The sequence below is a fragment of the Sphingomonas lycopersici genome (assembly GCF_026130605.1).
GTDB classification, from domain to species: domain Bacteria; phylum Pseudomonadota; class Alphaproteobacteria; order Sphingomonadales; family Sphingomonadaceae; genus Sphingomonas; species Sphingomonas lycopersici.
Genome location: NZ_JANFAU010000007.1, coordinates 166,375 through 190,985 on the forward strand (window position 1 = coordinate 166,375; position 24,611 = coordinate 190,985).

General features: G+C 68.6%; 22 protein-coding genes. 6 read left to right on the forward strand and 16 right to left on the reverse strand.

The window, feature by feature from the left end; all coding sequences use genetic code 11:
* Positions 1-19: 19 nt before the first annotated feature.
* Positions 20-2,308, reverse strand: a complete 2,289-nt coding sequence (locus tag NED98_RS15245) for a CDC48 family AAA ATPase (protein ID WP_179513067.1) — start codon at positions 2,306-2,308, stop codon at positions 20-22.
* A 316-nt stretch (positions 2,309-2,624) separates the two neighbouring features.
* On the opposite strand from NED98_RS15245, the gene NED98_RS15250 reads away from it, so the two are divergent.
* Positions 2,625-3,518 carry a LysR substrate-binding domain-containing protein gene (locus tag NED98_RS15250; RefSeq protein WP_265313559.1) on the forward strand — a complete coding sequence of 298 codons (894 nt, stop codon included), beginning with the start codon at positions 2,625-2,627 and terminating at the stop codon, positions 3,516-3,518.
* A gap of 66 nt (positions 3,519-3,584) precedes the next feature.
* Here the strand turns inward: NED98_RS15250 and NED98_RS15255 are convergent, their stop codons facing one another.
* Entirely contained in the window at positions 3,585-4,040 is a 456-nt protein-coding gene (locus NED98_RS15255; protein ID WP_179513069.1) for a peptidylprolyl isomerase, read from the reverse strand.
* Between the two features lie 338 nt (positions 4,041-4,378).
* On the opposite strand from NED98_RS15255, the gene mgtE reads away from it, so the two are divergent.
* Both mgtE and NED98_RS15265 read left to right on the forward strand, forming a co-directional pair.
* Positions 4,379-5,776, forward strand: a complete 1,398-nt coding sequence (gene mgtE, locus NED98_RS15260; protein ID WP_179513070.1) for a magnesium transporter — start codon at positions 4,379-4,381, stop codon at positions 5,774-5,776.
* 14 nt (positions 5,777-5,790) lie between these two features.
* On the forward strand, positions 5,791-6,192 hold the full coding sequence (locus NED98_RS15265; protein WP_179513071.1) for a DUF1489 family protein: 402 nt from the start codon (positions 5,791-5,793) through the stop codon (positions 6,190-6,192).
* Here the strand turns inward: NED98_RS15265 and NED98_RS15270 are convergent.
* From NED98_RS15270 to recQ, 4 genes are all read right to left on the reverse strand, one after another.
* The gene (locus NED98_RS15270) at positions 6,087-7,001 is read right to left on the reverse strand and encodes a sterol desaturase family protein (protein WP_265313608.1); all 915 of its coding nucleotides are present in this window, start codon (positions 6,999-7,001) and stop codon (positions 6,087-6,089) included. The genes NED98_RS15265 and NED98_RS15270 overlap by 106 nt on opposite strands.
* 80 nt (positions 7,002-7,081) lie before the next feature.
* Positions 7,082-7,486: a hypothetical protein gene (locus NED98_RS15275; protein ID WP_179513072.1), complete on the reverse strand. Its 405-nt coding sequence runs from the start codon at positions 7,484-7,486 to the stop codon at positions 7,082-7,084.
* A gap of 5 nt (positions 7,487-7,491) precedes the next feature.
* A complete protein-coding gene (locus tag NED98_RS15280) occupies positions 7,492-7,926 on the reverse strand; it encodes a protein tyrosine phosphatase family protein (RefSeq protein WP_179513073.1) in 435 nt (144 codons plus the stop codon).
* Positions 7,927-8,004: 78 nt separating this feature from the next.
* Positions 8,005-9,765 (reverse strand): DNA helicase RecQ, encoded by a 1,761-nt coding sequence (recQ, locus tag NED98_RS15285; protein WP_265313560.1) that lies wholly within the window; start codon positions 9,763-9,765, stop codon positions 8,005-8,007.
* Between the two features lie 49 nt (positions 9,766-9,814).
* Between recQ and NED98_RS15290 the strand changes: the two genes are divergently transcribed.
* The gene (locus NED98_RS15290) at positions 9,815-10,087 is read left to right on the forward strand and encodes a GNAT family N-acetyltransferase (RefSeq protein ID WP_179513075.1); all 273 of its coding nucleotides are present in this window, start codon (positions 9,815-9,817) and stop codon (positions 10,085-10,087) included.
* Between the two features lie 135 nt (positions 10,088-10,222).
* Here the strand turns inward: NED98_RS15290 and NED98_RS15295 are convergent, their stop codons facing one another.
* Positions 10,223-12,043 carry an ABCB family ABC transporter ATP-binding protein/permease gene (locus tag NED98_RS15295; RefSeq protein WP_265268760.1) on the reverse strand — a complete coding sequence of 607 codons (1,821 nt, stop codon included), beginning with the start codon at positions 12,041-12,043 and terminating at the stop codon, positions 10,223-10,225.
* Between the two features lie 209 nt (positions 12,044-12,252).
* Positions 12,253-13,008, reverse strand: coding sequence for a bifunctional 2-polyprenyl-6-hydroxyphenol methylase/3-demethylubiquinol 3-O-methyltransferase UbiG (gene ubiG, locus NED98_RS15300; RefSeq protein ID WP_432423332.1), 756 nt, complete (start codon positions 13,006-13,008; stop codon positions 12,253-12,255).
* A 57-nt stretch (positions 13,009-13,065) separates the two neighbouring features.
* Between ubiG and NED98_RS15305 the strand changes: the two genes are divergently transcribed.
* Positions 13,066-14,322 carry an aspartate kinase gene (locus NED98_RS15305; RefSeq protein WP_179513078.1) on the forward strand — a complete coding sequence of 419 codons (1,257 nt, stop codon included), beginning with the start codon at positions 13,066-13,068 and terminating at the stop codon, positions 14,320-14,322.
* Between the two features lie 88 nt (positions 14,323-14,410).
* Here NED98_RS15305 and NED98_RS15310 read toward each other — a convergent pair whose 3' ends face one another.
* From NED98_RS15310 to NED98_RS15340, 7 genes are all read right to left on the reverse strand, one after another.
* Positions 14,411-15,130 carry a DUF2807 domain-containing protein gene (locus tag NED98_RS15310; protein WP_265313561.1) on the reverse strand — a complete coding sequence of 240 codons (720 nt, stop codon included), beginning with the start codon at positions 15,128-15,130 and terminating at the stop codon, positions 14,411-14,413.
* Positions 15,131-15,171: 41 nt separating this feature from the next.
* Complete coding sequence (locus NED98_RS15315; protein ID WP_179513080.1) at positions 15,172-15,900, reverse strand: head GIN domain-containing protein; 729 nt, start codon at positions 15,898-15,900, stop codon at positions 15,172-15,174.
* 129 nt (positions 15,901-16,029) lie between these two features.
* On the reverse strand, positions 16,030-16,770 hold the full coding sequence (locus tag NED98_RS15320) for a head GIN domain-containing protein (protein ID WP_265313562.1): 741 nt from the start codon (positions 16,768-16,770) through the stop codon (positions 16,030-16,032).
* Positions 16,771-17,049: 279 nt separating this feature from the next.
* On the reverse strand, positions 17,050-17,583 hold the full coding sequence (locus NED98_RS15325; protein ID WP_179513082.1) for a CarD family transcriptional regulator: 534 nt from the start codon (positions 17,581-17,583) through the stop codon (positions 17,050-17,052).
* A gap of 313 nt (positions 17,584-17,896) precedes the next feature.
* Positions 17,897-18,238, reverse strand: a complete 342-nt coding sequence (gene fdxA / locus NED98_RS15330; RefSeq protein WP_179513083.1) for a ferredoxin FdxA — start codon at positions 18,236-18,238, stop codon at positions 17,897-17,899.
* A gap of 58 nt (positions 18,239-18,296) precedes the next feature.
* The gene (locus NED98_RS15335) at positions 18,297-18,578 is read right to left on the reverse strand and encodes a S4 domain-containing protein (RefSeq protein ID WP_179513798.1); all 282 of its coding nucleotides are present in this window, start codon (positions 18,576-18,578) and stop codon (positions 18,297-18,299) included.
* A gap of 19 nt (positions 18,579-18,597) precedes the next feature.
* Positions 18,598-21,066 (reverse strand): helicase-related protein, encoded by a 2,469-nt coding sequence (locus NED98_RS15340; protein WP_265313563.1) that lies wholly within the window; start codon positions 21,064-21,066, stop codon positions 18,598-18,600.
* A gap of 304 nt (positions 21,067-21,370) precedes the next feature.
* Between NED98_RS15340 and NED98_RS15345 the strand changes: the two genes are divergently transcribed.
* Positions 21,371-22,843 carry a M23 family metallopeptidase gene (locus NED98_RS15345; RefSeq protein ID WP_265313564.1) on the forward strand — a complete coding sequence of 491 codons (1,473 nt, stop codon included), beginning with the start codon at positions 21,371-21,373 and terminating at the stop codon, positions 22,841-22,843.
* 38 nt (positions 22,844-22,881) lie between these two features.
* On the opposite strand, the gene NED98_RS15350 is transcribed toward NED98_RS15345, so the two are convergent.
* Positions 22,882-24,546 carry an ATP-binding protein gene (locus tag NED98_RS15350; protein WP_179513086.1) on the reverse strand — a complete coding sequence of 555 codons (1,665 nt, stop codon included), beginning with the start codon at positions 24,544-24,546 and terminating at the stop codon, positions 22,882-22,884.
* Positions 24,547-24,611: the final 65 nt, after the last annotated feature.

Sequence of the window (24,611 nt, forward strand, 5' to 3'; positions counted from 1 at the left end):
ACGCCGCCCCCTCCTTCGATCAGCCCTTCGACCCGTGCGGGTTGAGCTGGCCGGGCATGACGAAGCCGATCGACTGCGGCGCATTCGCTTCCTGCTTCAGCTTGGCGGCGATCTGCTCATATTCGCGTTCGACTTCCGGGGTCACGCTGGCGCGCGATTCGCGCAGCGCGGCGCGGAAATTGGCCATCGTCACATCCTTGGCGTCGAGCGATGCGCGTAGCGCGATCAAGCCGGCGCGGCGCACCACATCCTCCAGGTCCGCGCCGGTGAAACGATCGGTCTCGGCCGCGATCGCGTCGAGATCGACATCGCTCGCCAGCGGCATCTTCTGCGTCTGGATCGCGAGGATGCGCCGCCGCCCCGCCGAATCGGGCACGCCGACATAGATCAGCTCGTCGAACCGCCCCGGGCGCAGCAGCGCCGGATCGATCAGATTGGGGCGATTGGTCGCGCCGATCACCACCACCGATTGCAGTTCCTCGAGCCCGTCCATCTCGGCGAGGATCGTGTTGACCACGCGCTCGGTGACCTGCGGCTCGCCCAGCCCGCCGCCGCGCGCGGGGACGAGACTGTCGAGCTCGTCGATGAAGATCACCGTCGGCGCCACCTGCCGCGCGCGCTGGAACAGCCGCGCGATCTGCTGCTCGCTCTCGCCATACCATTTGCTCAGCAGGTCGGACGATTTGGTGGCGATGAAATTCGCCTCCGCCTCGCGCGCCACCGCCTTGGCGAGCAGGGTCTTGCCGGTGCCCGGCGGGCCATAGAGCAGGAAGCCCTTGGCCGGGCGGATGCCGAGCCGGCGGAAGGCATTGGGGTCCTTGAGCGGCAGCTCGACCCCTTCCTTCAGCCGCATCTGCGCATCGTCGAGCCCGCCGACATCGCTCCAGCGCACCGTCGGCGCCTGAACCATCACCTCGCGCATCGCCGACGGCTGAACGCGCTTCAGCGCCTCCATGAAGTCGTCGCGCGTCACCGCCAGCGTATCGAGCACCTCGGGCGGGATCGTGCGTTCCTCGAGGTTGAGCCGGGGCATGATCCGCCGCACTGCCTCGATCGCCGCCTCGCGGCTCAGCGCGGCGATATCAGCGCCGACGAAGCCGAAGGTGGTGCGCGCCAGCTCGTCGAGGCTGACATTGTGATCGAGCGGCATCCCGCGGGTGTGGATGCCGAGGATCTCGCGCCGCCCGCGCTCGTCGGGAACGCCAACGACGATCTCGCGGTCGAACCGGCCGGGGCGGCGCAGCGCCTCGTCGATTGCCTCGGGGCGGTTGGTCGCGGCGATCACGACGAGATTGGCGCGCGCCTCGAGCCCGTCCATCAGCGTCAGCAATTGCGCGACGACGCGCTTCTCCGCCTCGCCCGATACCTGGCCGCGCTTCGGCGCGATCGAATCGATCTCGTCGATGAACACGATCGAGGGCGCGTTCTTGGCCGCTTCCTCGAACACGCTGCGCAGCCGTTGCTCGCTCTCGCCATAGGCGGAGCCCATGATCTCAGGCCCGTTGATGAGGAAGAATTGCGCGTCGCTCTCATTGGCGACCGCGCGCGCGAGGCGGGTCTTGCCGGTGCCGGGCGGGCCGTGGAGCAGCACGCCCTTGGGCGGCTCGACCCCCAGTCGTTCGAACAATTCGGGGTAGCGCAGCGGCAGCTCGACCATCTCGCGCAACTGGTCGATCGTTGCCGCCATGCCGCCGATATCGTCATAAGTGACGTCGGCGCGGCGCGCGTCGCCCGGCTCCTCATATTCGGGGCGCAGCTCGACCTCGGTATTCTCGTCGATATGGACGATCCCCTTGGGCGCGGCGGAGACCACGACGAGGCGGATTTCCTGCAGCGCATAGGCCGGGGCGTTGACGAACTGCGCCATATTGGGGGGCATGTTCTGCACCCGCTGGTGCCCCGCGGTCGCCACCACATCGCCCTGGCACAAGGGGCGGTGGAAGAAGGTGCGCTTCAGCGCGTTGGTCGAGCCCTGCAGCCGCAGATTGTGCTGCGCCGGGGCGAAGACGACGCGGGTCGCGGGCTTCGATTCGGTGCGGCGCACCTCGACAAAATCGCCCGACCCGACCCCGGCATTGGCGCGCTGCAGCCCGTCGATGCGGACGATCTCCAGCCCCTCGTCGTCGGCATAGGGGCCGACCGCGCGGGCAGGGGTCGCCTTCTTGCCGACGATCTCCACGACGTCGCCGTCCGCGATGCCCGCCGCGGCCATGAACGCGCGCGGGAGGTGCGCGACGCCGCGCCCCGAATCCTCCGGCCGCGCATTCGCCACCTGCAGCTTGCGCTTCGCGTCGTCACTGTCTGCCACACTTGCTCTCCGTCTCGCTTGATATGCGAAGATAGAAACACTTGGGCGCGGTTTCGAGATGCGTCGTTGCGGGTAAGTTACGAACAAAAATCCGGGCGGGAAATCGGGCAAAAAAAAGGGCCGGTCGCGAGGACCGGCCTTTGAAAGTTTTTAGGAGAGGATGCCTGAAAGGCACGGCTCATGTGCGTCCGCGCGGTCCATTGTGCAAGTGCGAAAAGTAATAATCGTGCGTGCATTTTCTGCAATTGCGACGTGACGAGCTTGGCGGCTGCGTGCAGAACGTGCATGATGCATTGCACAAGATGACTGGAAATCCATGCGTCGGCTCCCCCCACTGACAGCGATTGAGGCGTTCGTCGCCGTCGCGCGGCTCGGCTCGGTGAAGGCCGCCGCGCAGGAACTGGCGCTGTCCGCGCCTGCGCTCAGCCGCCGCGTGCAGACGCTGGAACGTTTCATCGCGCGCCCGCTGTTCGATCGCCGGCATCAGGCGATGGTGCCCAATGGCGACGGCGAGCGGCTGCTCGCGCAGATCGCCCCGGTGCTCGATCAGCTTTCCGATGCGCTGGCCGGGCTGACCAGCACGGTCGAGGTGGTGCGGCTGCGGCTCGGGGTGATGCCGTTGTTCGCCTCGCAGCGGCTGTTCCCGCGGCTCGGCGAATTGCGCGCGACCCATCCCGAATTGCACCTCGATATCGACACCGCCGGCCATGCGCTGTCGCGGCTCGGCGAAGGGCTCGACGCGGTGATCGCGCTGGCGCGTGAGGTCGATCCGACATTGTTCGCGCGGCGGCTCGATCGCAACCTGGTCTATGCGATCGGCGCGCGCGAATTGCTCGAGGGGCCCAATCCGATCGTCCGGCCCGAGCAGCTCGCCGATCTCTCGGTGCTGATCCACCGCGACATGCCCGATACCTATGCCGCGTGGCGCCACGCCGCCGGGCTGCCCGATATCGAGCCGGTGGCGATCGACCATTTCGATTCGGGCGGGCTGATGCTCGAGGCGGCGGCGCAGGGGCTCGGGGTGGCGTTCATGCTCGAAAGCCATTTCGAGGACGCCAACGATCCGCGGCTCGCGCGGCTGTTCGGCAATATCGAGGTGGAGAGCCCGTACAGCTATTGGTTCGTCTGCCGCCCGCGCGCGCTGCAGCTCAAGCCGGTCCGGCTGTTCCGCGACTGGCTGCTCGCCACCTTGCGGCAGGAAGGGGTTTAAGGGGCCTTCGCCTTCGCCTTCCCCTTCTTACTCCCCTCCCTGGTGAAGGGAGGGGAGAAGAGCCGATCACTCGGCGCGCATCGTCACGATCTTGCCCGGCTCGCGCGGCGGCTCGCCCTTGGGGAGCGCGTCGATCAGCTCCATCCCGCCGGTCACTTCGCCCCACACGGTATATTGGCCGTCGAGGAAGCGCGCGTCGTCGAAGCAGATGAAGAATTGCGAATTGGCGCTGTCCGGGTTGCTGGTCCGCGCCATCGAGCAGACGCCGCGGACGTGCGGCTCGCGGCTGAATTCCTGCTTGAGGTCGGGCAGGTCGGAGCCGTGCATCCCGGTGCCGGTCGGATCGCCGCCCTGCGCCATGAAGCCGGGGATCACGCGGTGGAACACCACGCCGTCGTAAAAGCCGTCATTGGCGAGCGTCGCGATGCGCTCGACATGATTGGGGGCGAGATCGGGACGCAGCTTGATCGTCACGTCGCCGTCGGCGAGCGTCATGGTCAGCGTGTGAAAGGTATCGGCCATCATCGGCTCCTGAATTCCGCGGAAGGCCTGAGCCCTAGCTTTGCCGCGGCGGCAAGGCAATCGGGGGAGGCTCTGTGGAAAATGCGGGTTGCCCCCATTCGCCTGTTCCTCCCCCGGAGGGGGAGGGGGACCGTTGCGCAGCAACGGTGGAGGGGTAGCCGCAGCGGGCGGTATCGCCTGCGGCTGATACCCCTCCACCAGCCTTCGGCTGGTCCCCCTCCCCTTCCAGGGGAGGAATAACGCGGCCCGGTGGCGCCCGAGCCATGGGTTGTCGATCCGCGCGCTTCGCCATATCAGGTCGTTGCGTCACGTTATGTCATGTCGGAAGGGGCCAAGCGATGAGCGAAACCGAACTCCGCGTGGCCGACGACGATAGCCAGCTCGACGCCGACGATCGGCTCCGGCCCGAATTCGTCGATGCGGTGCTCGATGCGGTCGAGGCGGGGCATGCCGAGGAGGCGCGCGCGCTGGTCGAGCCGCTGCACCCGGCCGATATCGCCGATCTGTTCGAGCTGACCCCGGAGGATCGCCGCGCGGCGCTCGCCGCGGCGCTCGCCGATCTGCTCGATGCCGACGTCTTCGCCGAGATGAACGATTATGTCCGTGAGGACGTGATCGACACGCTCGACGCGCGGCAGGTCGCGGATATCGCGTCCGAACTCGATACCGACGATGCGGTCGCGATCATCGAGGATCTCGACGCCGACGAGCAGCGCGAGGTGCTCCGCGCGATGGAGCCCGACGATCGCGCCGCGATCGAGGAGGCGCTGAGCTACCCCGAGGAATCCGCCGGCCGCCTGATGCAGCGCGAGTTGATCGCGGTGCCGGAACATTGGACGATCGGCGACACGATCGATTTCCTGCGCGGATCGGAGGAGCTGACCACCGATTTCTGGGAAGTGTTCGTCGTCGATCCGGCGCATCGCCCGGTCGGCACCGTCGCGCTCTCCTGGATCCTGCGCACCCCGCGCTCGGTCGCGATCGCCGATGTGATGCAGCGCGAACAGACCTTGATCCCGGTCGATATGGATCAGGAAGAGGTCGCGCTGCGCTTCCAGAAATATGCGTTGATCTCGGCCGCCGTGGTCGATGCCAGCGGGCGGTTGGTCGGGATGATCACCGTCGACGACGTGGTCCATATCATCCAGGAGGAGGCGGGCGAGGATACGTTGAAGCTCGCCGGCGCAGGCGACGGCGACATCAACGAGCCGATCGCAGTCACCGTGCGCACCCGCGTCGCGTGGCTGGTGGTCAATCTCGGCGCGACGATGCTGTCGGCCTCGGTGGTCGGGCTGTTCCAGGGGGAGATCGCGCGCTTCGCGCTGCTCGCCGCGCTGATGCCGATCGTCTCGGCGCTCGGCGGCAATGCCGGGACGCAGACGCTCGCGGTGGTGGTGCGCGCGCTCGCGACCAACCAGCTCACCAGCTCGAATACCGCGCGGATGCTGTTCCGCGAGTTCCGCGTCGCGATCTTCAACGGCGCCGCGCTCGGCACGGTCGGCGCGTTGGGCAGCTATGTCATCCTCGGCAACGCCGGGCTGTCGACAGTGTTCGCGCTGTCGATGATCTTCAACTCGATCGTCGCGGGGCTGGTCGGGGTGGTCGTGCCGGTGGCGCTCGACAAGGCCAATGTCGATCCGGCGGTATCCTCGGCGGTGTTCGTCACCACGATCACCGATGTGATGGGATTCTTCTCTTTCCTTGGCCTCGCCACCTTGTGGGGCCTCGGGCACTAGACCACATTTCGCTGATGCCGCTTCATCTTACCAAGGTCGCGTTCGGCGCCGCCGGCGTCGAGGATCTCGCCGAGCGTCTGCGCATCCGGGGCGAGCAGGGGCCGGTGTTCCTCACCACGCGCTATCTGCCCAAGCGCCATGAGGAGATCGCCGGGCAGGGTTCGCTGTTCTGGATCATCAAGCATGCGCTGGTCGCGCGCTCGCCGATCCTGTCGTTCGGCGAGGCGGAAGGCGGCCGCGTCGCGATCCATATCGATCCGCTGCTGCGGCTGGTCCACCCGCGGCCGAAGCGCGCGCATCAGGGCTGGCGCTATCTCGAGGCGGCGGATGCGCCGATCGACCTCGCGGGCGGCGAGGCCGAGGCGGTACTGCCCGCGTCGCTCGCGGGGCGGCTCGCCGAGCTCGGGCTGTTATGACGCGCGCGCCACGCGGCGCGTAATGTCTCGCTGGTGTCGCGGCTGCCGTCGTGGCTCCAGCCGGGTGGGCCGAGCAGATAGCCCGGCTTCGCCCGCCACGGCGCGGCGCGCAGATCGCGCGCAATCCCGATCCATTCGTGGAACGCCGCCCAGCCGAGGTTGAACGAGCCCAATTGGTGGACGATGCCGTAGCGCGGGCGATCCTCGTCGAGCTCGGGGGTGAAGGTGCCGAACAGCCGGTCCCAGACGATGAACACCCCGGCATAATTGCGATCGAGATAGCGCGGGTTGGTCGCGTGGTGGACGCGGTGGTGCGAGGGGGTGTTCATCACCGCCTCGAACCAGCGCGGCATCCGCCCGATCACCTCGGTGTGGATCCAGAATTGATAGACGAGGTTCACCCCCGCGACGAAGAAGACCATCGCCGGCGGGAAGCCGATCAGGAACAGCGGCAGGCGGAACAGGAAAGCGAGGCTGAAGAAGCCGGTCCAGGTCTGCCTGAGCGCGGTCGACAGGTTATAATGCTGCGAGCTGTGGTGGATGACGTGGCTCGCCCAGAACCAGCGGACGCGATGCGCCGAGCGGTGGAAGACGTAATAAGCGAGATCGTCGAGCACAAAGGCGACGACGAACCAATACCATTGCCAGCCGATATCGAACAATCGGAAGCGCCACACCCATAAGGCCAAGGCATAGACCGCGCCGGCCGAAAGCGCCCCGGCGATCGTGCTGCCGAAGCCGAGCATCAGGCTGGTCAGCGTATCGCGCGGCTCGTAGCGGCGACGATCGCGCACCCGCGCGACGAGCATTTCCGCCAGCACGAGCAGGACGAAGCCGGGAACGGCGATGGTCACGGGATCGGGCAGCTGCGGCTCCACGGCCGCAGGGCTTACACCTGTGTCAGTTGCGGCGCCAGCCTGCGCACGTCGAGCGCGTCGACCCCCGGCAGCGCGACCGCGCCGAAGCGTCGCTCGCCCGTTTCGACCAGCATCCCGCCCGGCGTGGCGCGCACCGCATCCCAGGCGATCACCCGCGCGGCGATATGCGCGCCATGCGCCTTGAGCACGACGACGCGGCGATCCGCGCCGAACACCAGAGCGCCGCGCCCGTCGCTGCCGATCACCGCGGAGATGCCGGCGAACCCCGCGACCGCCTGATCGGCCTCGCGCAACGCATCGGCTTCCTCGACCAGAATCCGCTCCGACCGGCCGAGCTTGAGCGCCGCCGCGACCCCGCCCAGCGCGAGCACCGCGGCGAGCGACCCGCCGAGCGTCATCCAGTTCATCGCGGTCAAATGCGTCAGCCCTGCTGCGCCACCGCATCCATCAGCGGGCGGAGGTTGGTGAGGTTGTAGCCCGCGCCGGCGCCCTTGGCGGTCAGCTCGTCGCGGTCGGCACCCAGGCTCGCCTGCGCCAGCGCCCAGAGGTTGCACGAGCGCGTCCCCGAGCGGCAGAAGGCGAGCACCGGGCCGTTGGCATTGGCCAGCGCCTCGCTCATCGCGACGACCTGCGCCTGCGAGAAGCCGGCATGGGTGATCGGGATCGCGGTATAGGCGAGCCCGGCATCCTCCGCCGCGGTGCGGATCGCGTCGCCGCTCGGCTGGCCGCCTTCCTCGTCGTCGGGGCGGTTGTTGACGATCGCGACGAAACCCGCGGCCTTGATCGCGGCGATATCCTCGGGCGCGATCTGCGGCGCGACGGAGATGGTGGCGTCGATAGGACGGATGTCGAGCATGATCGAAAACCTGGCTGGCAAGGAACGGCGTGTCCCGCCTCTAACGCAGCTCGTCGCCGGTTTGAACCGGGTCACCCGTCAGTTTTCGTGGATAACCCGGAGAAACGCCTCGCCATAGGCATCGAGCTTGCGCTGACCCACCCCGGCGATTCCCGCCATTTGCGCGATCGACGTGGGGCGCGAGGCGGCCATCTCGCGCAGCACCGAATCGTGGAAGATGACATAGGGCGGCACCTGCGCCTCGCGCGCAAGATCGCGGCGCTTGGCGCGCAGCGCCTCGAACAAGGGATCGCCGACCGGATTGGCGGCGGCCTCGCCCTTGCGGCGGCGCTCGCGCTTGGGCGGCAGGACGAGCGCGACCGGCTCCTCGCCCTTGAGGATCGCGCGTGCCGCGGGGCCGAATTCAAGCCCGCCGTGCGGGTTGGCGCGGAGCGCGTCGCGCAGCTGCAGCGCGCGGCCGACCGGCTTGAGCAGGATCGTCTCCTCGCCGTCGACGATCCCCCAGACCGAGAGCGATTCATGCCCGTTGATCAGGCTGCGCTCGGTCGATTTGCCGGTCAGCACCTGCTCGACATAGGTCGAGCCGAACATCTGCCCGGTGCGGAACACCGCCGAAAGATATTTGCGCGCGGTCTCGGTCGCGTCGATCGCCTTGGGCGGGGCGAGGCAATTGTCGCAATTGCCGCAGGCGGCGGGCGCCTCCTCGCCGAAATGCGCGAGCAGGATGCGGCGGCGGCACCCCGCGGTCTCGACCAGCGCGCCAAGCGCGTTGAGCCGCGCGCGCTCGCCGGGCTGGCGGTGCGCCTCGACCTCGCCGATCCGCTGGCGCGCGCGCGCGAAATCCTCGGCGCCCCAGAAGAGATGCGCGACCGCCGGATCGCCGTCGCGCCCGGCGCGGCCGGTTTCCTGATAATAAGCCTCGATCGACTTGGGCAGCCCGGCGTGCGCGACGAAGCGCACGTCGGGCTTGTCGATCCCCATCCCGAACGCGACCGTGGCGCAGATCACCATATCCTCCGAGGCGACGAAGGCGGCCTGATTGGCGGCGCGCACCGCGGGGTCGAGCCCGGCATGATAGGCGCGCACCGGGCGCCCGGTGACGGCGAGCGCCTCGGCCAGCCGCTCGGTGCCGGCGCGGGTCTGGGCATAGACGATGCCGGGGCCGGGAGTCGCGCGGACAAGATCGACGATCTGCCGCGTCGTTCCGTCGCGCGGGGTGATCGCGTAGCGGATATTGGGGCGGTCGAACCCGGCGACGATCATCCCCTCGTGGGGGATGCCGAGCTGTTCGAGGATATCGGCGCGGGTATGCGCATCGGCGGTGGCGGTCAGCGCGAGCCGCGGAACGCCGGCGAAACTGTCGAGCAGCGGGCGCAGCAGCCGGTAATCGGGGCGGAAATCATGCCCCCATTCGCTGACGCAATGCGCCTCGTCGATCGCGAACAGCGCGACCTTGCCGCGGTCGAGCAGATCGCGGAAATCGGCGGTCGAGGCACGTTCGGGTGCGACGTAGAGCAGATCGAGCGCGCCATCGAGAAAACGCCCGCGGGTCTCGGCGCGATTCTCGTCGACGCTGGTCAAGGTCGCGGCGCGGATGCCGACCGCCTCGGCGGCGCGCAGCTGATCGTGCATCAGCGCGATCAGCGGCGAGACGACGACGCACGTCCCCTCCAGCATCACCGCGGGAAGCTGGTAGCACAGCGACTTGCCCGCCCCGGTCGGCATCACCGCGAGCGTATTCTCGCCCGCCAATACGCGGCTCACCACGTCGCGCTGGACGCCGCGGAAATCGGGAAAGCCAAAGATACGCTGGAGAACGGAAACGGGATCGGCAGCCATGATCCAATCGCTATAGCGGCACGCGACAGCGATCGGGAAAGGACTTTCGATGGAAATCGTGCGGGACAATCGGGCGGAGCAGGAATTCGAGCTGGATGTGGCGGGGCATCGCGCGGTGGCGGCCTATCAGCGCGAGGGCGACCGCATCGTGTTCACGCACACGCTCGTGCCGCATGCGATCGAGGGGAAGGGCGTGGGGTCGAAGCTGATCCGCGGCGCGCTCGACAGCGCGCGCGACCAGAAGCTCAAGGTGATCCCGCAATGCTCGTTCGTCCGCGCCTATATCGCGCGGCATCCCGAATATCGCGATCTGCTGGCATGAGAGGTGCCTAAACCACTCCGTTCGCCCTGAGCTTGTCGAAGGGCTGTACTTCTTCTCCCGCGGAAGAAAAGTGCAGGGCTTCGACAGGCTCAGCCCGAACGGGGATAGGTGCGTCGCTTTGACGAGAGCGGGCAGTTACTCCGCCGCCAGCGCTTCTTCGCGTTCCTTGGCCTGGCGCGCCCACATCTCCGCATAGAGCCCGTTGCGCGCGAGCAGTTGCGCGTGGCTCCCCTGTTCGACGATCTGCCCCGCTTCGAGCACGACGATCTTGTCGGCGTGGACCACGGTGGAGAGGCGGTGCGCGATGATGATCGTCGTCCGCCCGCGCTCGATCGCCTCCAGCGTCGCCATGATCTCCGCCTCGGTGCGGCTGTCGAGCGCGCTGGTCGCTTCGTCGAGGATCAGGATCGGCGGGTTCTTGAGCAAGGTGCGCGCGATCGCGACGCGCTGCTTCTCGCCGCCCGACAGCTTGAGCCCGCGCTCGCCGACCCGCGTCGCATAGCGCTCGGGCTGATGCTCGATGAAGCCCGCGATCGCCGCCCCCCGCGCCGCCGCCTCGATCTCCGCCTCGGTGGCGCCCTCGCGGCCGTAGGCGATATTGTAGCCGATCGTGTCGTTGAACAGCACCGTATCCTGCGGGACGATGCCGATCGCGGCGCGCAGCGAGGCCTGTGTCACCTCGGCGATATCCTGCCCGTCGATCGTCAGCCGCCCGCCGGTGAGGTCGTAGAAACGATAGAGCAATCGCGCCAAGGTCGACTTGCCCGCGCCCGACGGCCCGACCACCGCCACGGTCGCGCCGGGCGGCACGTCGAGATCGATGCCCTTGAGGATATCGCGCCCGGGGTCGTAGCCGAAGCGGACGTTCTCGAAGCGCAGATGGCCGGCGGTGACGTGGAGCGGTTGCGCGCCGGGCGCATCGACCACCTCGGCGGCGGTGTCGACCAGATCGAACATCGCCCCCATGTCGATCACCCCCTGGCGGATCGTGCGATAGACCATCCCGAGCAGATCGAGCGGACGAAACAATTGCGACAGCAAGGTCGAGACGAGCACGACATTGCCCGCGGTGAACTTGCCCTGGCCCCAGCCGATCACCACCCAGGCCATGCCCGCGGCCATCATCAGATTGGTGATCAGCGCCTGCCCGATATTGAGCCAGGCGAGGCTGTTCTCGGAGGTGACCGCGGCCTTGGCATAAGCGGTCATCGCGCCCTCGTAGCGACGCCCTTCGCGATCCTCGGCGCCGAAATATTTCACCGTCTCGAAATTGAGCAAGGAATCGACCGCGTGCGCCACCGCGCCGGTATCGAGATCGTTCATCCGCTCGCGTAGCGCCGCGCGCCAGTCGGTCACCACGCGGGTGAACCAGATATAGACCGCGACCATCACCAGCGTCGCGACAACCAGCGGCCAGCCGAATTTGGTCCAGAAGATGCCGATGACGAGCGTCAGTTCGAGCACCGTCGGGGCGATGTTAAACAGCATGAAATAGAGCATCGTATCGATGCTCTTGGTGCCGCGCTCGACCACCTTGGTCACCGCTCCGGTACGGCGTTCGAGGTGGAAGCGCAGCGAAAGCTGGTGGAGGTGGCGGAACACGCGCACCGCAAGCCGCCGCGTCGCCTCCTGCCCGACGCTTTCGAACACCGCGTTGCGGAGGTTGTCGAACAAGGTCGAGCCGAACCGCGCCGCGGCATAGCCGATCGCGAGCAGCACGATCAGCGTCACCGGGGAGCGCGACCCCGGCACCATCCCGTCGACCACGCCCTGCAACGCGAAGGGCGCGCCATAGACCTGCACCAGCTTCGAACAGACGACGAGCGCGAGCGCAGCCGCGACGCGCAGCCGCATCCCCGGCGAATCCGACGGCCAGAGATAGGGGAGAAAACGGCGCAGCGTCGGCCACATCGGGCGGTCGGCGGCCTTGGCGGAAGAGGGGGCGAGGGGCGGCATGGGCAACGCGCATGTCAGAACGCGGGGGGCCGGCGTCAATAGCTACGCATTGCGCGAGACAATTGTGTCCCCGCGAAGGCGGGAACCCAGACTGTGCTCCCGCCTTCGCGGGAGCACAAAGTTGTTGCGTAACCACCCCGGCGAAGGCCGGGGTCCAGTTACGAGCGGCTCGATAGTGGGTCCCGGCCTGCGCCGGGACGGTAAAAGGTTTACGCCGCCACCGCGGTCACGAAATAATCGAGCGTGGTCGATTCGCTTAGCGTGAACCCGCGCGTCGGGGAAAAACTCAGCCCCTGCACATCGACCACCTTCATCCCCGCCGCCGCCAGCATCTCGCGCAGTTCATCGGGGGTGATGAACCGCGCCCAGTCGTGCGTCCCGCGCGGGATCTGCCCCGATCCCTCCGCCAGCGTGATCAGCGCGAGCCGCGAGAGCGCGGTGCGATTGGGGGTGGAAAGGATCAACAGACCGCCCGGCGCCACCGCTTGCGCCAGCCCGGCGACGAACGCCGCGGCATCGGCGACATGCTCGATCACCTCGAGACAGGTGACGAGATCGAACGTCTCGCCCGCCGCCGCCTCGACCCCGCCGACGCGATAGTCGATCGCGAGCGCACCGGCATGCGCGCGCGCCGCGGCGATATTCTCGGCCGCGGCGTCGATCGCGGTGACGGTGCCGCCGAGGCGCGCCAGCGGCTCGGCAAGCAGCCCCGCGCCGCACCCGACATCGAGCACGCGGCGCCCGGCGAGCGGGGTGAACGTCTCGCCGTCGCCGTCCCAATGCATGTCGATCCGCTCGCGGATATAGCCGAGTCGCGCCGGGTTGAGCCGGTGGAGCATCGCCGAGGAGCCGTGCGGATTCCACCAATCGCCGGCCATCGCGCCGAAATGCGCCGCCTCGTCCGCGCGCACCGATGAAGGTGCGCTTGGGGGGACCGTCGCTTTTGTTACGGTTGCGTCTGTCATGCGCCCTACCTATCAGGGCCGCCGTTTTCACCCAAGGGAGGTTGGACGGGAGCGATAATGGCGCGCATCGTGATGAAGTTCGGCGGCACGTCGATGGCCGGGATCGAGCGCATCCGGAGTGTCGCCGCGCGCGTCAAACGCGAGGTCGACGCCGGCAACCAGGTCGCGGTGGTCGTCTCCGCAATGGCGGGGGAGACCGACCGGCTGGTCGGCTTCTGCCGCGAAGCCTCCCCGCTCTACGATCCGCGCGAATATGACGTGGTGGTCTCCGCCGGCGAGCAGGTGACGAGCGGGCTGCTCGCGATCGCGCTCCAGGCGCTCGGGGTCAAAGCGCGCTCGTGGCTCGGCTGGCAATTGCCGATCAACACCTCCGACGCCTTTGCCAAGGCGCGGATCGGGACGATCGACACCGAGGCGCTCGACGCGAGCCTCGCCTCGGGCGAGGTGGCGGTGATCCCCGGTTTCCAGGGGGTCAACGAAGGCCGCGTGACGACGCTCGGCCGCGGCGGATCGGATACCTCGGCGGTCGCGGTGGCGGCGGCGATGAAGGCTGATCGCTGCGACATCTACACCGATGTCGACGGCGTCTATACCACCGATCCGCGCATCGTTCCGCGCGCGCGCAAGCTCGCCAAGGTGACGTATGAGGAGATGCTGGAGCTCGCCAGCGTCGGGGCCAAGGTGCTCCAGACGCGGTCGGTGGGGCTGGCGATGAAGGAAAAGGTCCGCGTCCAGGTGCTCTCGTCGTTCACCGGCGAAGACGCCCCGATGGCGGACACATTGCCCGGTACGATGATCGTGGGCGAAGAGGAGATCGACGACGTGGAACGCCAGCTCATCACCGGCATCGCGCACGACAAGAACGAGGCCAAGATCACGCTGACCAGCGTGCCCGACAAGCCCGGCGCGGTGGCGAGCATCTTCGAGCCGCTGGCCGAGGCCAATATCAACGTCGATATGATCATCCAGAATATCGCGCACGGCTCGGGGTCGACCGACGTGACCTTCACGGTGCCGGCGGCGGATCTGGCGCGCTCGATCGAGACGCTCAACCAGGCGCGCGCGGTGATCGGCTTTGCCGAGCTGGTCCACGATACGCGGGTCGCCAAGGTCTCGGTGGTCGGGGTCGGGATGCGCAGCCACGCCGGCGTCGCCTCGACGATGTTCACCACGCTCGGCGCGCGCGGGATCAACATCCAGGCGATCACCACCAGCGAGATCAAGGTCTCGGTGCTGATCCACGAGGACGAGACCGAACTCGCGGTGCGCGTGCTCCATACCGCTTACGGGCTGGACGCCGAAGAAGCGGCATAAGGGGTGAGGGCTCACCCCTCCCCTTCAGGGGAGGGATCGGGGGTGGGGCGGTGTCTCACCGAGATCATTCGCCCGTGATTCCTGACTTTTACTGTCGCTTCGCGGCCACGCCGCACACCACCGGGCCGTCGGCCACCGCCTTGACGGTGCATTTGGCGGTGCCGAGCACGGTCACCTTGCCGAGCCCGGTGGTCGACACCTGGGCGGTATAATGCGCCGTCGCGCGGGTCTCGCCGGTGCCTTCGACGCTGACGGTGAGGTCGTTGACGGCAAGATCGGCGGCGTCGATTGTGCCGGGGCCGTTGGTCGTCAGCCGCGCGCGCGCCGCCTTGCCCGCGAGGCGCAGCTTGCCGGTGCCGATCAGCATCGCGTTGAGCTGATCGGCCGCGGCGCCGTCGACGGTCAGCGCGCCGGCGCCGGTGACGCCGAGGTCGATGCGCTGGGCGGCAATCCTGCTTGCGGTGACCGTTGCACCCGCGGTGAGCAGGATCGAGGTGATGCGCGGGCTCGACAAGGTGACGACCACCGGGCTGGTGCCGCCCGCGCGCTTGGGGGTCTCGCCCCAGCCGCCGGGGCCGAGCCGCACCGCCAGCGTATTGCCGTTCACCGCGAGGTCGAGCCGCGCCAGCATCGCGTCGCTGCCCTTGGCGCTGGCGCGCGGCGACGCGCCGGCGACGATATGCACCTCGAACGGCCCCTCGACCCGCACCCGCTCATAGCTGCCGACGCTATAGCTGCGCTCCGCGGCATCAGCAGGGGCGGCGAGCAAAGTGGAGGCGGCGGCGGCGAGCGCGAGGGAAAGTCTCATCGCGCGGCAGCGTCGCGCGAAGCGGCGCCGCGCGCAAGCCTTCACCCGCCGCAGCGCACCTCGCCCGATCCGACCTTATGGACGTCGCATTTCGCCTTGGCGCCAAGATCGACGTCGCCCGATCCCATGATCGAGACCTGCGCCGGCCCGTCGACCGTCGCCTTCACGCTGCCCGATCCGGCGATATCGACCGACGCCTCGCGCGCGGCGAGCTTCGCGGCGGTGATGTCGCCCGATCCGGCGATCGACGCCTTGAAGCGCGCGGCGTCGCCGCCGTCGACGGTGATGCTGCCCGATCCGGCGATCGAGAGCGCGCTGGTCTCGGCGGCGAGGCGGCCGATCTTCATATTGCCCGATCCGGCGAGCGAGCCGTGGAAATCGCTGCCGTCGACGCGATCGATCGTCAGGTCGCCCGATCCGGCGAGCGCGCCGGCGGTGATCCGCGGCATCGTCACGAACACCTTGACCTTGCCGCTGCTTCCCCAATGGAAGAAGCCCGTCTTGCGGCCGATGCGCAGCTTGCCGCCGTCGCGCGCGATCACCAGCCGGTCGAGCGTCGCGGAATCGCCCTCCGCGCGGACCGAGAAGGCCGAGCCGACGCGTACGTCGACATCATCCGGCCCGCGCAGGTCGACCGCGGTGAAGTCGGCCGCGGCATAAGTGCGCGCCGACCCCGATCCGCTCGCGGGGATTGCGTTGCGCGTGTCGATGCTGTCGCCGCTGTTGCACGCGGCGAGCGGCAGCAAGAGCGAAAGGGCGAGGATACGCATGGGGGGCTAGTCTCCTGTGTGTTACTTAGATAATACTCCTTTAGCCGCATGAGGCAAGCCGCGTTGGTTAACGCGCGGCGCTGCCCGCCGTCGTCCCGAACCGGAAACGACGGCGGGGCAGGGAAAAGCTCAGCTCCCGCAGCGTGCCCGGCCGCTGCCGACGCGGTTGACCGCGCACCGCGCGCGCGGGCCGAGATCGGCGTCGCCGCTGCCCGCGATCGAGACGGTGGCATTGCCGTCGACCTGCGCGCGGACCCCGCCCGAGCCGGCGATCGCGACCGTCGCGGCGCGCGCGCGCAGCCGCTCGCCGGCGAAGCGCCCCGAGCCGCCGACATTGACCTTGAGATCGCCGGTGGTGCCTCCGGCGACGATCGACCCGCTGCCGCCGATTTCCCCGCTCAGCCGATCGACCGCGACGCTATCGAGCGTGAGCGATCCCGACCCGCCGATCGCGGCGTCGAAGCGCCGGCCGTTGACGCGATCGACCCGGATCCCGCCGCTGCCGCCGATATTGGCGCCGTCGATCCGCGGCATCGTCACGACGAAGCGTACCCCGCGCGCGGCGTCTTCGTCGCGTACCCGCCCGCGATAGCGGCGTTCGATCTGCAGCGACGATCCGTTGCGGGTGACGCGGATGTCGTTGAACGCCCGCGCCGGGCCGGTTGCGCGCACCGAAAAGCCGGGGCCGACGCGGACGTCGACATTGGCCGGCAGCGCGAGGCTGACCGCGGTGAAGCCGTCGATCGGATAGACCAGCGCCCCGCCGGCATTGCGCGGCGCGACCCCCGGCCCGCGATCGTCGCCCCATTGCGCGGTGGCGGTGCCGGCGATGACGAGGGCAAGCGGCAGGGCGAGAAAATGGCGGCGCATCATGACTCTCCTAGGTGTGTTGACGCGCCAATACACTAAGGGATTACAGACGTAAACGGCGAAATGAGGCGCCAGAGATTGGCGCAAACGCGAGCCGTTCGTCCTGACCCCGAATCAGGGTCCGGGGGAGGGGCCGTACTTCCTGGCCAGAAAAGGGCAGGGCTTCGACAAACTCGGCCCGAACGGGGAGAGGTGCGCCCGCGAAACGCGCGTGCTCCCACGAAAAAGGGGCCGCCCGTCGCCGGGCAGCCCCTCAATTCACCGGATCGGTGGCGGCGATCAGGCCGGCACCTTGTCCTTGTTGTAGATCGCCGCAGCCTTGCGCAGGATCTCGAGGATCTTCTCCTGCGCGGCGCCTTCGTCGATCTGCTCCATCGCGGCCAGTTCGCGGGCGAGACGGCTGGTCGCGCCTTCGAAGATCTGGCGCTCGGAATAGCTCTGCTCGGGCTGGTCGTCGGCGCGGAACAGGTCGCGGACCACCTCGGCGATCGACACGAGGTCGCCCGAGTTGATCTTCGCTTCATATTCCTGCGCCCGGCGCGACCACATGGTGCGCTTGATCTTGGGCTTGCCCTTCAGCGTCTCCATCGCCTCGCGCATCGTCTTGTCCGACGAGAGCTTGCGCATGCCGACCGACTCGGCCTTGTTGGTGGGGACGCGAAGCGTCATCTTCTCCTTCTCGAAGCGCAGCACGTAGAGCTCGAGCTGCATGCCGGCGATTTCCTGTTTCTGCAGTTCGATGACCCTGCCGACCCCGTGCTTGGGGTACACGACATAATCACCGACATCGAAATGCAGAGCCTTGGCAGCCATTTAGGGGCCTTTCGTCAGGACAGTCCCGCCACCAGCGCGGTGTAAGCCACGTAGCGTTTCGGACGGGAGGGTAAGGGTTGGACATCTCCACGGCCGCGGGTTCGAACTGGCCGTCTTGGGCCTATATAGCACGCCTGTAACAAAATTGCCAGCATCACAACGTCAGTGATGCTGGCCTGCTTTGCCCGGTGGTGTCATGGCGGCGTGTGGCCGTGGAACGGCACCGGCCCGCTCCCCCGCCTCGCCTCCCCGATCATGATGTCGATGGGAGGCGGGGTCGGGGCGCGGGCCGGTGCCGCCCAAACAGATGATCTCAGTCGCCGGCGCCGGGCTCGGCCGAGAAATATTTGTCGTACTTGCCCGTCTCGCCCTTGTGCTCGTCGGCATCGGCCGGGGTCTGGTCGCCCTTGCGGGTGACGTTGGGCCATTGCGCCGAGAAAGTCGTGTTGAGCTCGAGCCACTTTTCGAGCCCGCTCTCGGTATCGGGCAGGATCGCCTCGGCCGGGCATTCGGGCTCGCACACCCCGCAGTCGATGCACTCGCTGGGGTTGATGACGAGCATGTTCTCGCCCTCGTAGAAACAGTCGACCGGACACACCTCGACGCAATCCATGTACTTGCAGCGGATGCAGGCGTCGGTGACGACATAGGTCATTGCCGGATAACTCCCCTCGGACGGACTAACGCGCTGCTATGCCGCGCGATCCGCATCGTCAATCGTTCCCGGCTTGCTGCGAGTTGTTATCAGTAATCAGTTCCTCGTAGCAGGCGCGCCCCTCGGCCGGGGGGCCGCGCCGCGCGGGCAGTTTCTCGACGCGCAGCGCGCGGACGCGGCCGTGGTGCGCGAAGGTCAGGATATTGCCGACGCGCACCGCCGCCGCGGCGCGGTCGACCGCGCGGCCGTCGATCCGCAAATGCCCGTCGCCGGCCAGTTCCTGCGCCAGCACCCGCGTCTTGACGATCCGCGCGAACCACAGGAAGCGATCGAGCCGCATCGTGGCGCGCGCGGGGGCGTCAGCCACGGCGCAACCCGGCGAAGGCGGCGGCGAAGGCATTGTCGCGCGGCGGCGGGGGCACCTCGGCACGCGGGCGGCCGTGCCAGCGCCACGCCGGCGGGCCTTCCACCCCGCGCACCGGACGGAAGCCGAGTTCGGCCATCAGCCGCGCGATCGTCGCGGGGAGCAGCCCCATCGAGGTGGCGAGCGCGGGATCGGGGGCGAAGGGCTTGCGCCCCTCGCGCGCCTCATGCGCGGCGCGCGCGACGCGCTCGACCAGATCGACCCGCACCGCCTGCATCGCCAGCGCGCGATAGCCCATCACCGCGGTCGCGCCCGGCGTGTCGCGCGGCACCGCGGTCGCGCCCGGCGGCGGGGGGAGCGGCGGCTCACCGCGCGCGCCGAGCAAGGCGATGCGCCACGGCTGCGCGCGCGGCTTGAGCAATCGCGCGTCGAACAGATCGAGCGCGCCGATCGTCACCCCCGCCTTGCGCAGCCGCTGGCGATCGGCGGGGGCCAGCGCCTCGACGCTGTCGCGCAGCGGCAGCCGCGCGGCGAACCCCCCGCCGGCTTCCAACGCACCGGCGATGCTGCGCAACGCCGGCCCCGCCGCCTCGTCGCGTGCCAGCGCCGCAAGCCGCGCGAGCGAGGGCAGGGCATGCGCGATCGCCTCGTCGATCCAGCGCCGGATGCGCGCGAGGATCGCATTGCGCTGCGGCGGATCGAGGCAATCGAGCGCATCGTCGAGCATCGCGTCGGGCCGGGCGAGCGAGCGCCCTGGCTTGAGCCGCGCGACGACATGCCCCTGCCAGCGGATCGCGCCGTCGTGCATCGACAGATCGCCGTCCGCCGCGGCGACCAGCGCCGTCGCGCGCCGCGCGCGTTCGGTCGCCAGCCGCTTCTCGGCGGTGGCGAGCAGCAGGCGCTTGTCCGCCGCGCGCGCCTCGGGCGCGACGACGAAGCGAAAACCCTCGAGCCGGCCGATCGAATGGCCGTCGATCGTCACTTCGCCCGACGGATCGATCGTCGCGGGGAGGGCGGCGGCGCCGCCGATCCTGCGGACGAGCGCGCTGGTGCGCTTGTCGACGAAGCGCTGGGTCAGCCCGGCGTGGAGCGCGTCGGACAGCCGCTCCTCGACTTCCTGCGTGCGCGCCGCCCAATGCGCCGGATTGGCCAGCCAGTCGGGCCGCTGCGCGATATAGGCCCAGGTGCGGATCGCGGCGAGCCGCCCGGCGAGCGTCTCGACATCGCCATCGGCGCGATCGAGCCGCGCGACCTCGTCGGCGAACCATTGGTGCGGGATGTGGCCGGCGGCGAGATAGCCGAAGACGCGCGCGACGAAGCGCGCGTGGAGATCGGCGCCGAGCTTCTGGAAATCGGGGATGCCGCAGGCCGCCCACAGCCGCGCGACCTGCCCCTTCGCGCGCGCGGCGATCGCGGGATCGTCGGCGAGCCGGCGCAGCACCGCGAGATCGATCGCCTCTGGCGCGGCGCGCAGCATTTCGTCGTCGGGCGGAGCGGAGAGCGAGGCGATCAGCGCGGGGAGCGTCGACATGTCGGGGCGCCCGTCGCGCCAATAGAGCCAGTCGAGCGCGGGGAAGCGATGCTCCTCGATCGCCAGCACTTCCTCGGGAAGAAAGGCGTCGGGGCCTTCCTCGACCAGCGCGCCGAAGGTGCCGTCGCGCTGGTGGCGCCCGGCGCGGCCGGCGATCTGCGCCATCTCGGCGATCGTCAGCCGGCGCCGCCGCCGCCCGTCGAACTTGTGCAGCCCGGCGAAGGCGACATGCGCCACGTCCATGTTGAGCCCCATGCCGATCGCATCGGTCGCGACGAGATAATCGACCTCGCCCGCCTGGAACATCGCGACCTGCGCGTTGCGGGTGCGCGGCGAAAGCGATCCCATCACCACCGCCGCGCCGCCGCGCAGCCGGCGCAGCATTTCCGCCACCGCGTAAACCTCCTCGGCGGAGAAGGCAACGATCGCCGAGCGGCGCGGCAGCCGGCTGATCTTCTTCGCGCCGGCATAGCTCAGCGTCGAGAAACGTGGCCGCTCGACGATCTCGGCGTGCGGCACGAGGTGACGGATCACCGGGCGCAGGCTGTCCGCGCCGAGGATCATCGTCTCGTCACGGCCGCGGGCGTGGAGCAGCCGGTCGGTGAAGACATGGCCGCGCTCCATATCCGCGCCGAGCTGCGCCTCATCGAGCGCGACGAAGGCGACCTCGCGATCGGTCGGCATGCTTTCGGCGGTGCACAGGAACCAGCGCGCATCCTTGGGCACGATGCGTTCCTCGCCGGTGATCAGCGCGACGCGGTCGGCGCCCTTCATCGCGACGACGCGGTCATAGACCTCGCGCGCCAGCAACCGCAGCGGAAAGCCGATCATCCCGCTGGAATGCGCGGCCATCCGCTCGACAGCGAGATGGGTCTTGCCGGTGTTGGTCGGGCCGAGCACCGCGGTGACGCGGGCGGGGTCGGTTACGCGCATGACGGACCCTACATCGGCGCAGGCGCCGGCAGATGCAACCGCCCGCCGCTTCATCGACATCAGTGCGGAATTTTATGACCATTCCGGCGCAGGCCGGGGTGGACGGGAAATGCGGTTGCGGGCGTGCGTGCCGCTTCACCGCGATGCCCGAACGCCCCGCCGCAACACAAGCTGCGGTTTCCGCCGGTTAATTTGACTTTAGCATCCGTCGGTCACAACGATTCGTAGCTGTGCCGGGGGGTCGGCGACGCGATTGGACCGACGACTCGGTTTCTTGACGGTTTTTTGGGGGGGCGTCCTCGCCATGTTTCTGCGTGAAGCACCTGGGCTCGAGCTGGCCGGCGCCGCCGGTGCCGGCTCGGCCGGGAGTCTCGGCGCGGGCGCCGCGATCCCCGCCGCGGTAGCGCCGCGCGGCCGGCGGATCGATCTGTCGCATATCGATTGGGTGCCCGATCTGGGGGCGGAGATCGGTTCGCTCACCTGGTGGCGCGGTCTGGCGACCTGCACCCTGCTGTGCGCCGCCGCGGTGCTTTCCGGCCCGCGCTTCGCCCCGATCCCCGGCTATGTCGCGCCCCCGCTGCGCGGAGCGGCGTGGGATGAGGCGCGTCCGCTGGCGATCGCCCCGCTCGGGCTCGGCGGCACCACGGGCAAGCGGCTGGCGGCCAACGATATGGTCCGCCCGCTCGCCGAGACCCCCGAACGCCCGATCATCGAGCTGACCGCGACGCTGGGCGACGGCGATCGGCTGGGGTCGGCGCTGCAACGCGCCGGGGTCGGCCGCGACGATGCCGCCAAGGCCGCTTCGCTCGTCTCGCAGGCGGTGGCGCTGGGCGATATCCCGTCGGGGACGATGCTCGATCTGACGCTCGGCCGCCGCGCCGACAAGCGCGTCGCGCGCCCGCTCGAGCGGCTCGCCTTCCGCGCCAAATTCGATCTCAACCTCGCGGTCAACCGCGCCGGCGACACGCTGACGCTCGAACGCCACCCGATCGCGATCGATCACACCCCGTTGCGCATCACCGGCCGCGTCGGATCGAGCCTCTATCGCTCGGCGCGCGCCGCGGGGGCGCCGGCGCGGCTGGTCGAGGCCTATATCAAGGCGCTCGCCTCGCGCATGTCGATCGGCCGCGACGTGCGCGCCGACGACCGGTTCGACATCATCGCCGATCAGGCGCGCGCCGCGACCGGCGAGGTGCAGGTCGGCCAGCTCCAGCTTGCCGGGCTCGATCAGGGCCGCCGCCGCGTCGAGCTGGTGCGCTGGGGCGAGGGCGGGCAATGGTGGGACGCCAAGGAGGCCGAAAGCCGGCGGCGCGGCACGATGGGGATGCCGGTGGCGGGGCATGTCACCTCGACCTTCGGGATGCGCATGCACCCGCTGCTCGGCTTCCGGCGGATGCACGCCGGGATGGATATCGGCGCGCGCTACGGCTCGCCGATCTATGCCGCGAGCGACGGGGTGGTGGCGCAGGCGGGGCGCGCGGGCGGTTACGGCAATTTCGTCAAACTCTCGCACCCCGGCGGGATCGCCACCGGCTATGGCCATATGAGCCGCATCGCGGTGCGCCGCGGCCAGCGCGTCACGCGCGGCGAGGTGATCGGTTATGTCGGGTCGACCGGGCTGTCGACCGGCCCGCACCTCCATTGGGAAGTGTGGAAGAACGGCGTGTCGGTCAATCCGCGTTCGGTCTCGCTATCGAGCGTCGCGGTGCTTTCGGGTAAGGCGCTGCGCGAATTCAAGGCCAAGGTGGCGAACCTGCTGGCCACGCCGAAGAAGTAGATCTCGCTCCCCTCCCCTTCAGGGGAGGGGCTTTCGGCTTACTTCCCCTGCATCCGCCATTTCTGGACGGTGCGCTCGATAATCTCCTCCTCCTGGCCGACATCGGACCACAATTCGGAGAAGAGCGGATCGCCGGAGGCCGGGCGGTGCTCCTCCTCCAGCGTATCGAACGCGACGCGGATCGGGATCCCGACGCCCTCGCCGCAGATGATGCACTCGCGGTTGCTGAGCGCCGGGATCGAATCGAGGAAGCCGCGCGCGCCCTCGGGCATCGCGGCGCGGACGAACGCCTGGTCGCGATCGTTGTTGAGCCGCATCGAGATGATCGTGCCGCATTGCGACAGCACGCCCTCGGCGAGGTCCGACGGGCGCTGGGTGATCAGCCCAAGCGCGACGCCGTACTTACGGCCTTCCTTGGCGATCCGCCCGAGGATGCGCGAGACCGAGGTGGCATCGTCGCGATCCGACGGGATATAGCGATGCGCCTCCTCGCAGACGAGAAGCACCGGGCGCTTGGGCTCGTTGCGCGACCAGATCGCGAAATCGAACACCATCCGGCTCAGCACCGCGACGACGACCGAGGTGATGTCGCTCGGCACCCCCGAAACGTCGATGATCGAGATCGGCTTGCCGTCGCCGGGCAGGCGGAACACGCGCGAGATGAAATTCGCCATCGTGTCGCCGACCAGCATCCCGGAGAACATGAAGCCGTAACGCGGATCGGCCTTGATCTCCTCGATCTTGGATTTGATGCGCAGATAGGGCGCGCTGTTGCTCGCTTTGTCCATCTTGCCCATCTCGACCTGCAATTGCGCGGTGAGGTCGCTCAGCAGATAGGGCACCGGGGCATCGACCGTCAGCTTGGGGATATTCTGCCCGACGCGGCTCTTGCCGCGCGCGGCGAGCAGGCATTTGGCGAGGATGTCCGCATCCATCTGACGGTCGGCGCCCTCGGAGGTGAGAAACACCTCGCAATGTTCCTCGAAATTCATCAGCCAATAGGGCATCTGCAGGTTCGACACGTCGTAGAGCGCGCCATTGTCGCGGAACGCGGCGGCATATTCGCCGTGCGGGTCGATCATCACGACATGGCCGTGCGGCGCATAGGCGCAGATGCGATGGAGGATCAGCGCGGCGGCGGTCGATTTGCCGGTGCCGGTGGAGCCGAGCAGCGCGAAATGCTTGCCGAGCATCGCATCGATATAGAGCGCGCCGCGCACGTCGTTGGTAGGATAGATCGCGCCGACCTCGATATGCGCGCGATCGTCGGCCGAATAGACCTGCCGGAGATCGCTGCGCGACACCGGATAGACCTCCGCCCCGGGCACCGGGTAACGCGTCACGCCGCGGCGGAAGCGATAGAGCTTGCCGGTCAGCTTCTCCTCGTCGCCTTCGCCGAGAAAGTCGATCTGCGCCTCGACCTGCCCGCTGGCGAGATCCTGCAGCCGCAGCGCGCGGACGCTCGCCACCAGCCAGCGCGATTCGACCTGGACCTTGATCTGGCCGCCGACCTGGCCGCTCGCCGCGGCGACCGGATCGTCGTTGCCGGCGAGCGCGGCCAGCGTCGCCATGTCGAACATCACCCGCCCCGAGGCGCCGGCGATCTCGGTGACGATCCCGATCGGATCGGTATGGCGCTCCAGGTCATAGGCTGCGGCGGGCGTCGTCCCCGTGAAGCTGTCGGGGGCAGGCATTTCGGTCATCTGGTCGGTCCACCCTTTTGGATTGGGGCGGATCATGCGCGGGATGCGGTAAATTTAGCGTAAGG

Coding starts and splice junctions, on each gene's coding strand:
- NED98_RS15295 (WP_265268760.1), bottom strand. CDS start 12,043: ATGCCGCCCCTCGCCCCCTCTTCCGCCAAGGCCGCCGACCGCCCGATG.
- fdxA (WP_179513083.1), bottom strand. CDS start 18,238: ATGACCTATGTCGTCACCGACGCCTGCATCCGCTGCAAGTACATGGAT.
- NED98_RS15255 (WP_179513069.1), bottom strand. CDS start 4,040: ATGGCCGATACCTTTCACACGCTGACCATGACGCTCGCCGACGGCGAC.
- NED98_RS15325 (WP_179513082.1), bottom strand. CDS start 17,583: ATGGCTGCCAAGGCTCTGCATTTCGATGTCGGTGATTATGTCGTGTAC.
- NED98_RS15320 (WP_265313562.1), bottom strand. CDS start 16,770: ATGCGCCGCCATTTTCTCGCCCTGCCGCTTGCCCTCGTCATCGCCGGC.
- NED98_RS15340 (WP_265313563.1), bottom strand. CDS start 21,066: ATGCGCGTAACCGACCCCGCCCGCGTCACCGCGGTGCTCGGCCCGACC.
- NED98_RS15310 (WP_265313561.1), bottom strand. CDS start 15,130: ATGAGACTTTCCCTCGCGCTCGCCGCCGCCGCCTCCACTTTGCTCGCC.
- ubiG (WP_432423332.1), bottom strand. CDS start 13,008: ATGACAGACGCAACCGTAACAAAAGCGACGGTCCCCCCAAGCGCACCT.
- recQ (WP_265313560.1), bottom strand. CDS start 9,765: ATGGCTGCCGATCCCGTTTCCGTTCTCCAGCGTATCTTTGGCTTTCCC.
- NED98_RS15335 (WP_179513798.1), bottom strand. CDS start 18,578: ATGCGGCTCGATCGCTTCCTGTGGTTCGCGCGGATCGTCAAGACGCGG.
- NED98_RS15350 (WP_179513086.1), bottom strand. CDS start 24,546: ATGACCGAAATGCCTGCCCCCGACAGCTTCACGGGGACGACGCCCGCC.
- NED98_RS15250 (WP_265313559.1), top strand. CDS start 2,625: ATGCGTCGGCTCCCCCCACTGACAGCGATTGAGGCGTTCGTCGCCGTC.
- NED98_RS15315 (WP_179513080.1), bottom strand. CDS start 15,900: ATGCGTATCCTCGCCCTTTCGCTCTTGCTGCCGCTCGCCGCGTGCAAC.
- NED98_RS15345 (WP_265313564.1), top strand. CDS start 21,371: ATGTTTCTGCGTGAAGCACCTGGGCTCGAGCTGGCCGGCGCCGCCGGT.
- mgtE (WP_179513070.1), top strand. CDS start 4,379: ATGAGCGAAACCGAACTCCGCGTGGCCGACGACGATAGCCAGCTCGAC.
- NED98_RS15270 (WP_265313608.1), bottom strand. CDS start 7,001: ATGCTCGTCGCGCGGGTGCGCGATCGTCGCCGCTACGAGCCGCGCGAT.
- NED98_RS15305 (WP_179513078.1), top strand. CDS start 13,066: ATGGCGCGCATCGTGATGAAGTTCGGCGGCACGTCGATGGCCGGGATC.
- NED98_RS15280 (WP_179513073.1), bottom strand. CDS start 7,926: ATGCTCGACATCCGTCCTATCGACGCCACCATCTCCGTCGCGCCGCAG.
- NED98_RS15265 (WP_179513071.1), top strand. CDS start 5,791: ATGCCGCTTCATCTTACCAAGGTCGCGTTCGGCGCCGCCGGCGTCGAG.
- NED98_RS15290 (WP_179513075.1), top strand. CDS start 9,815: ATGGAAATCGTGCGGGACAATCGGGCGGAGCAGGAATTCGAGCTGGAT.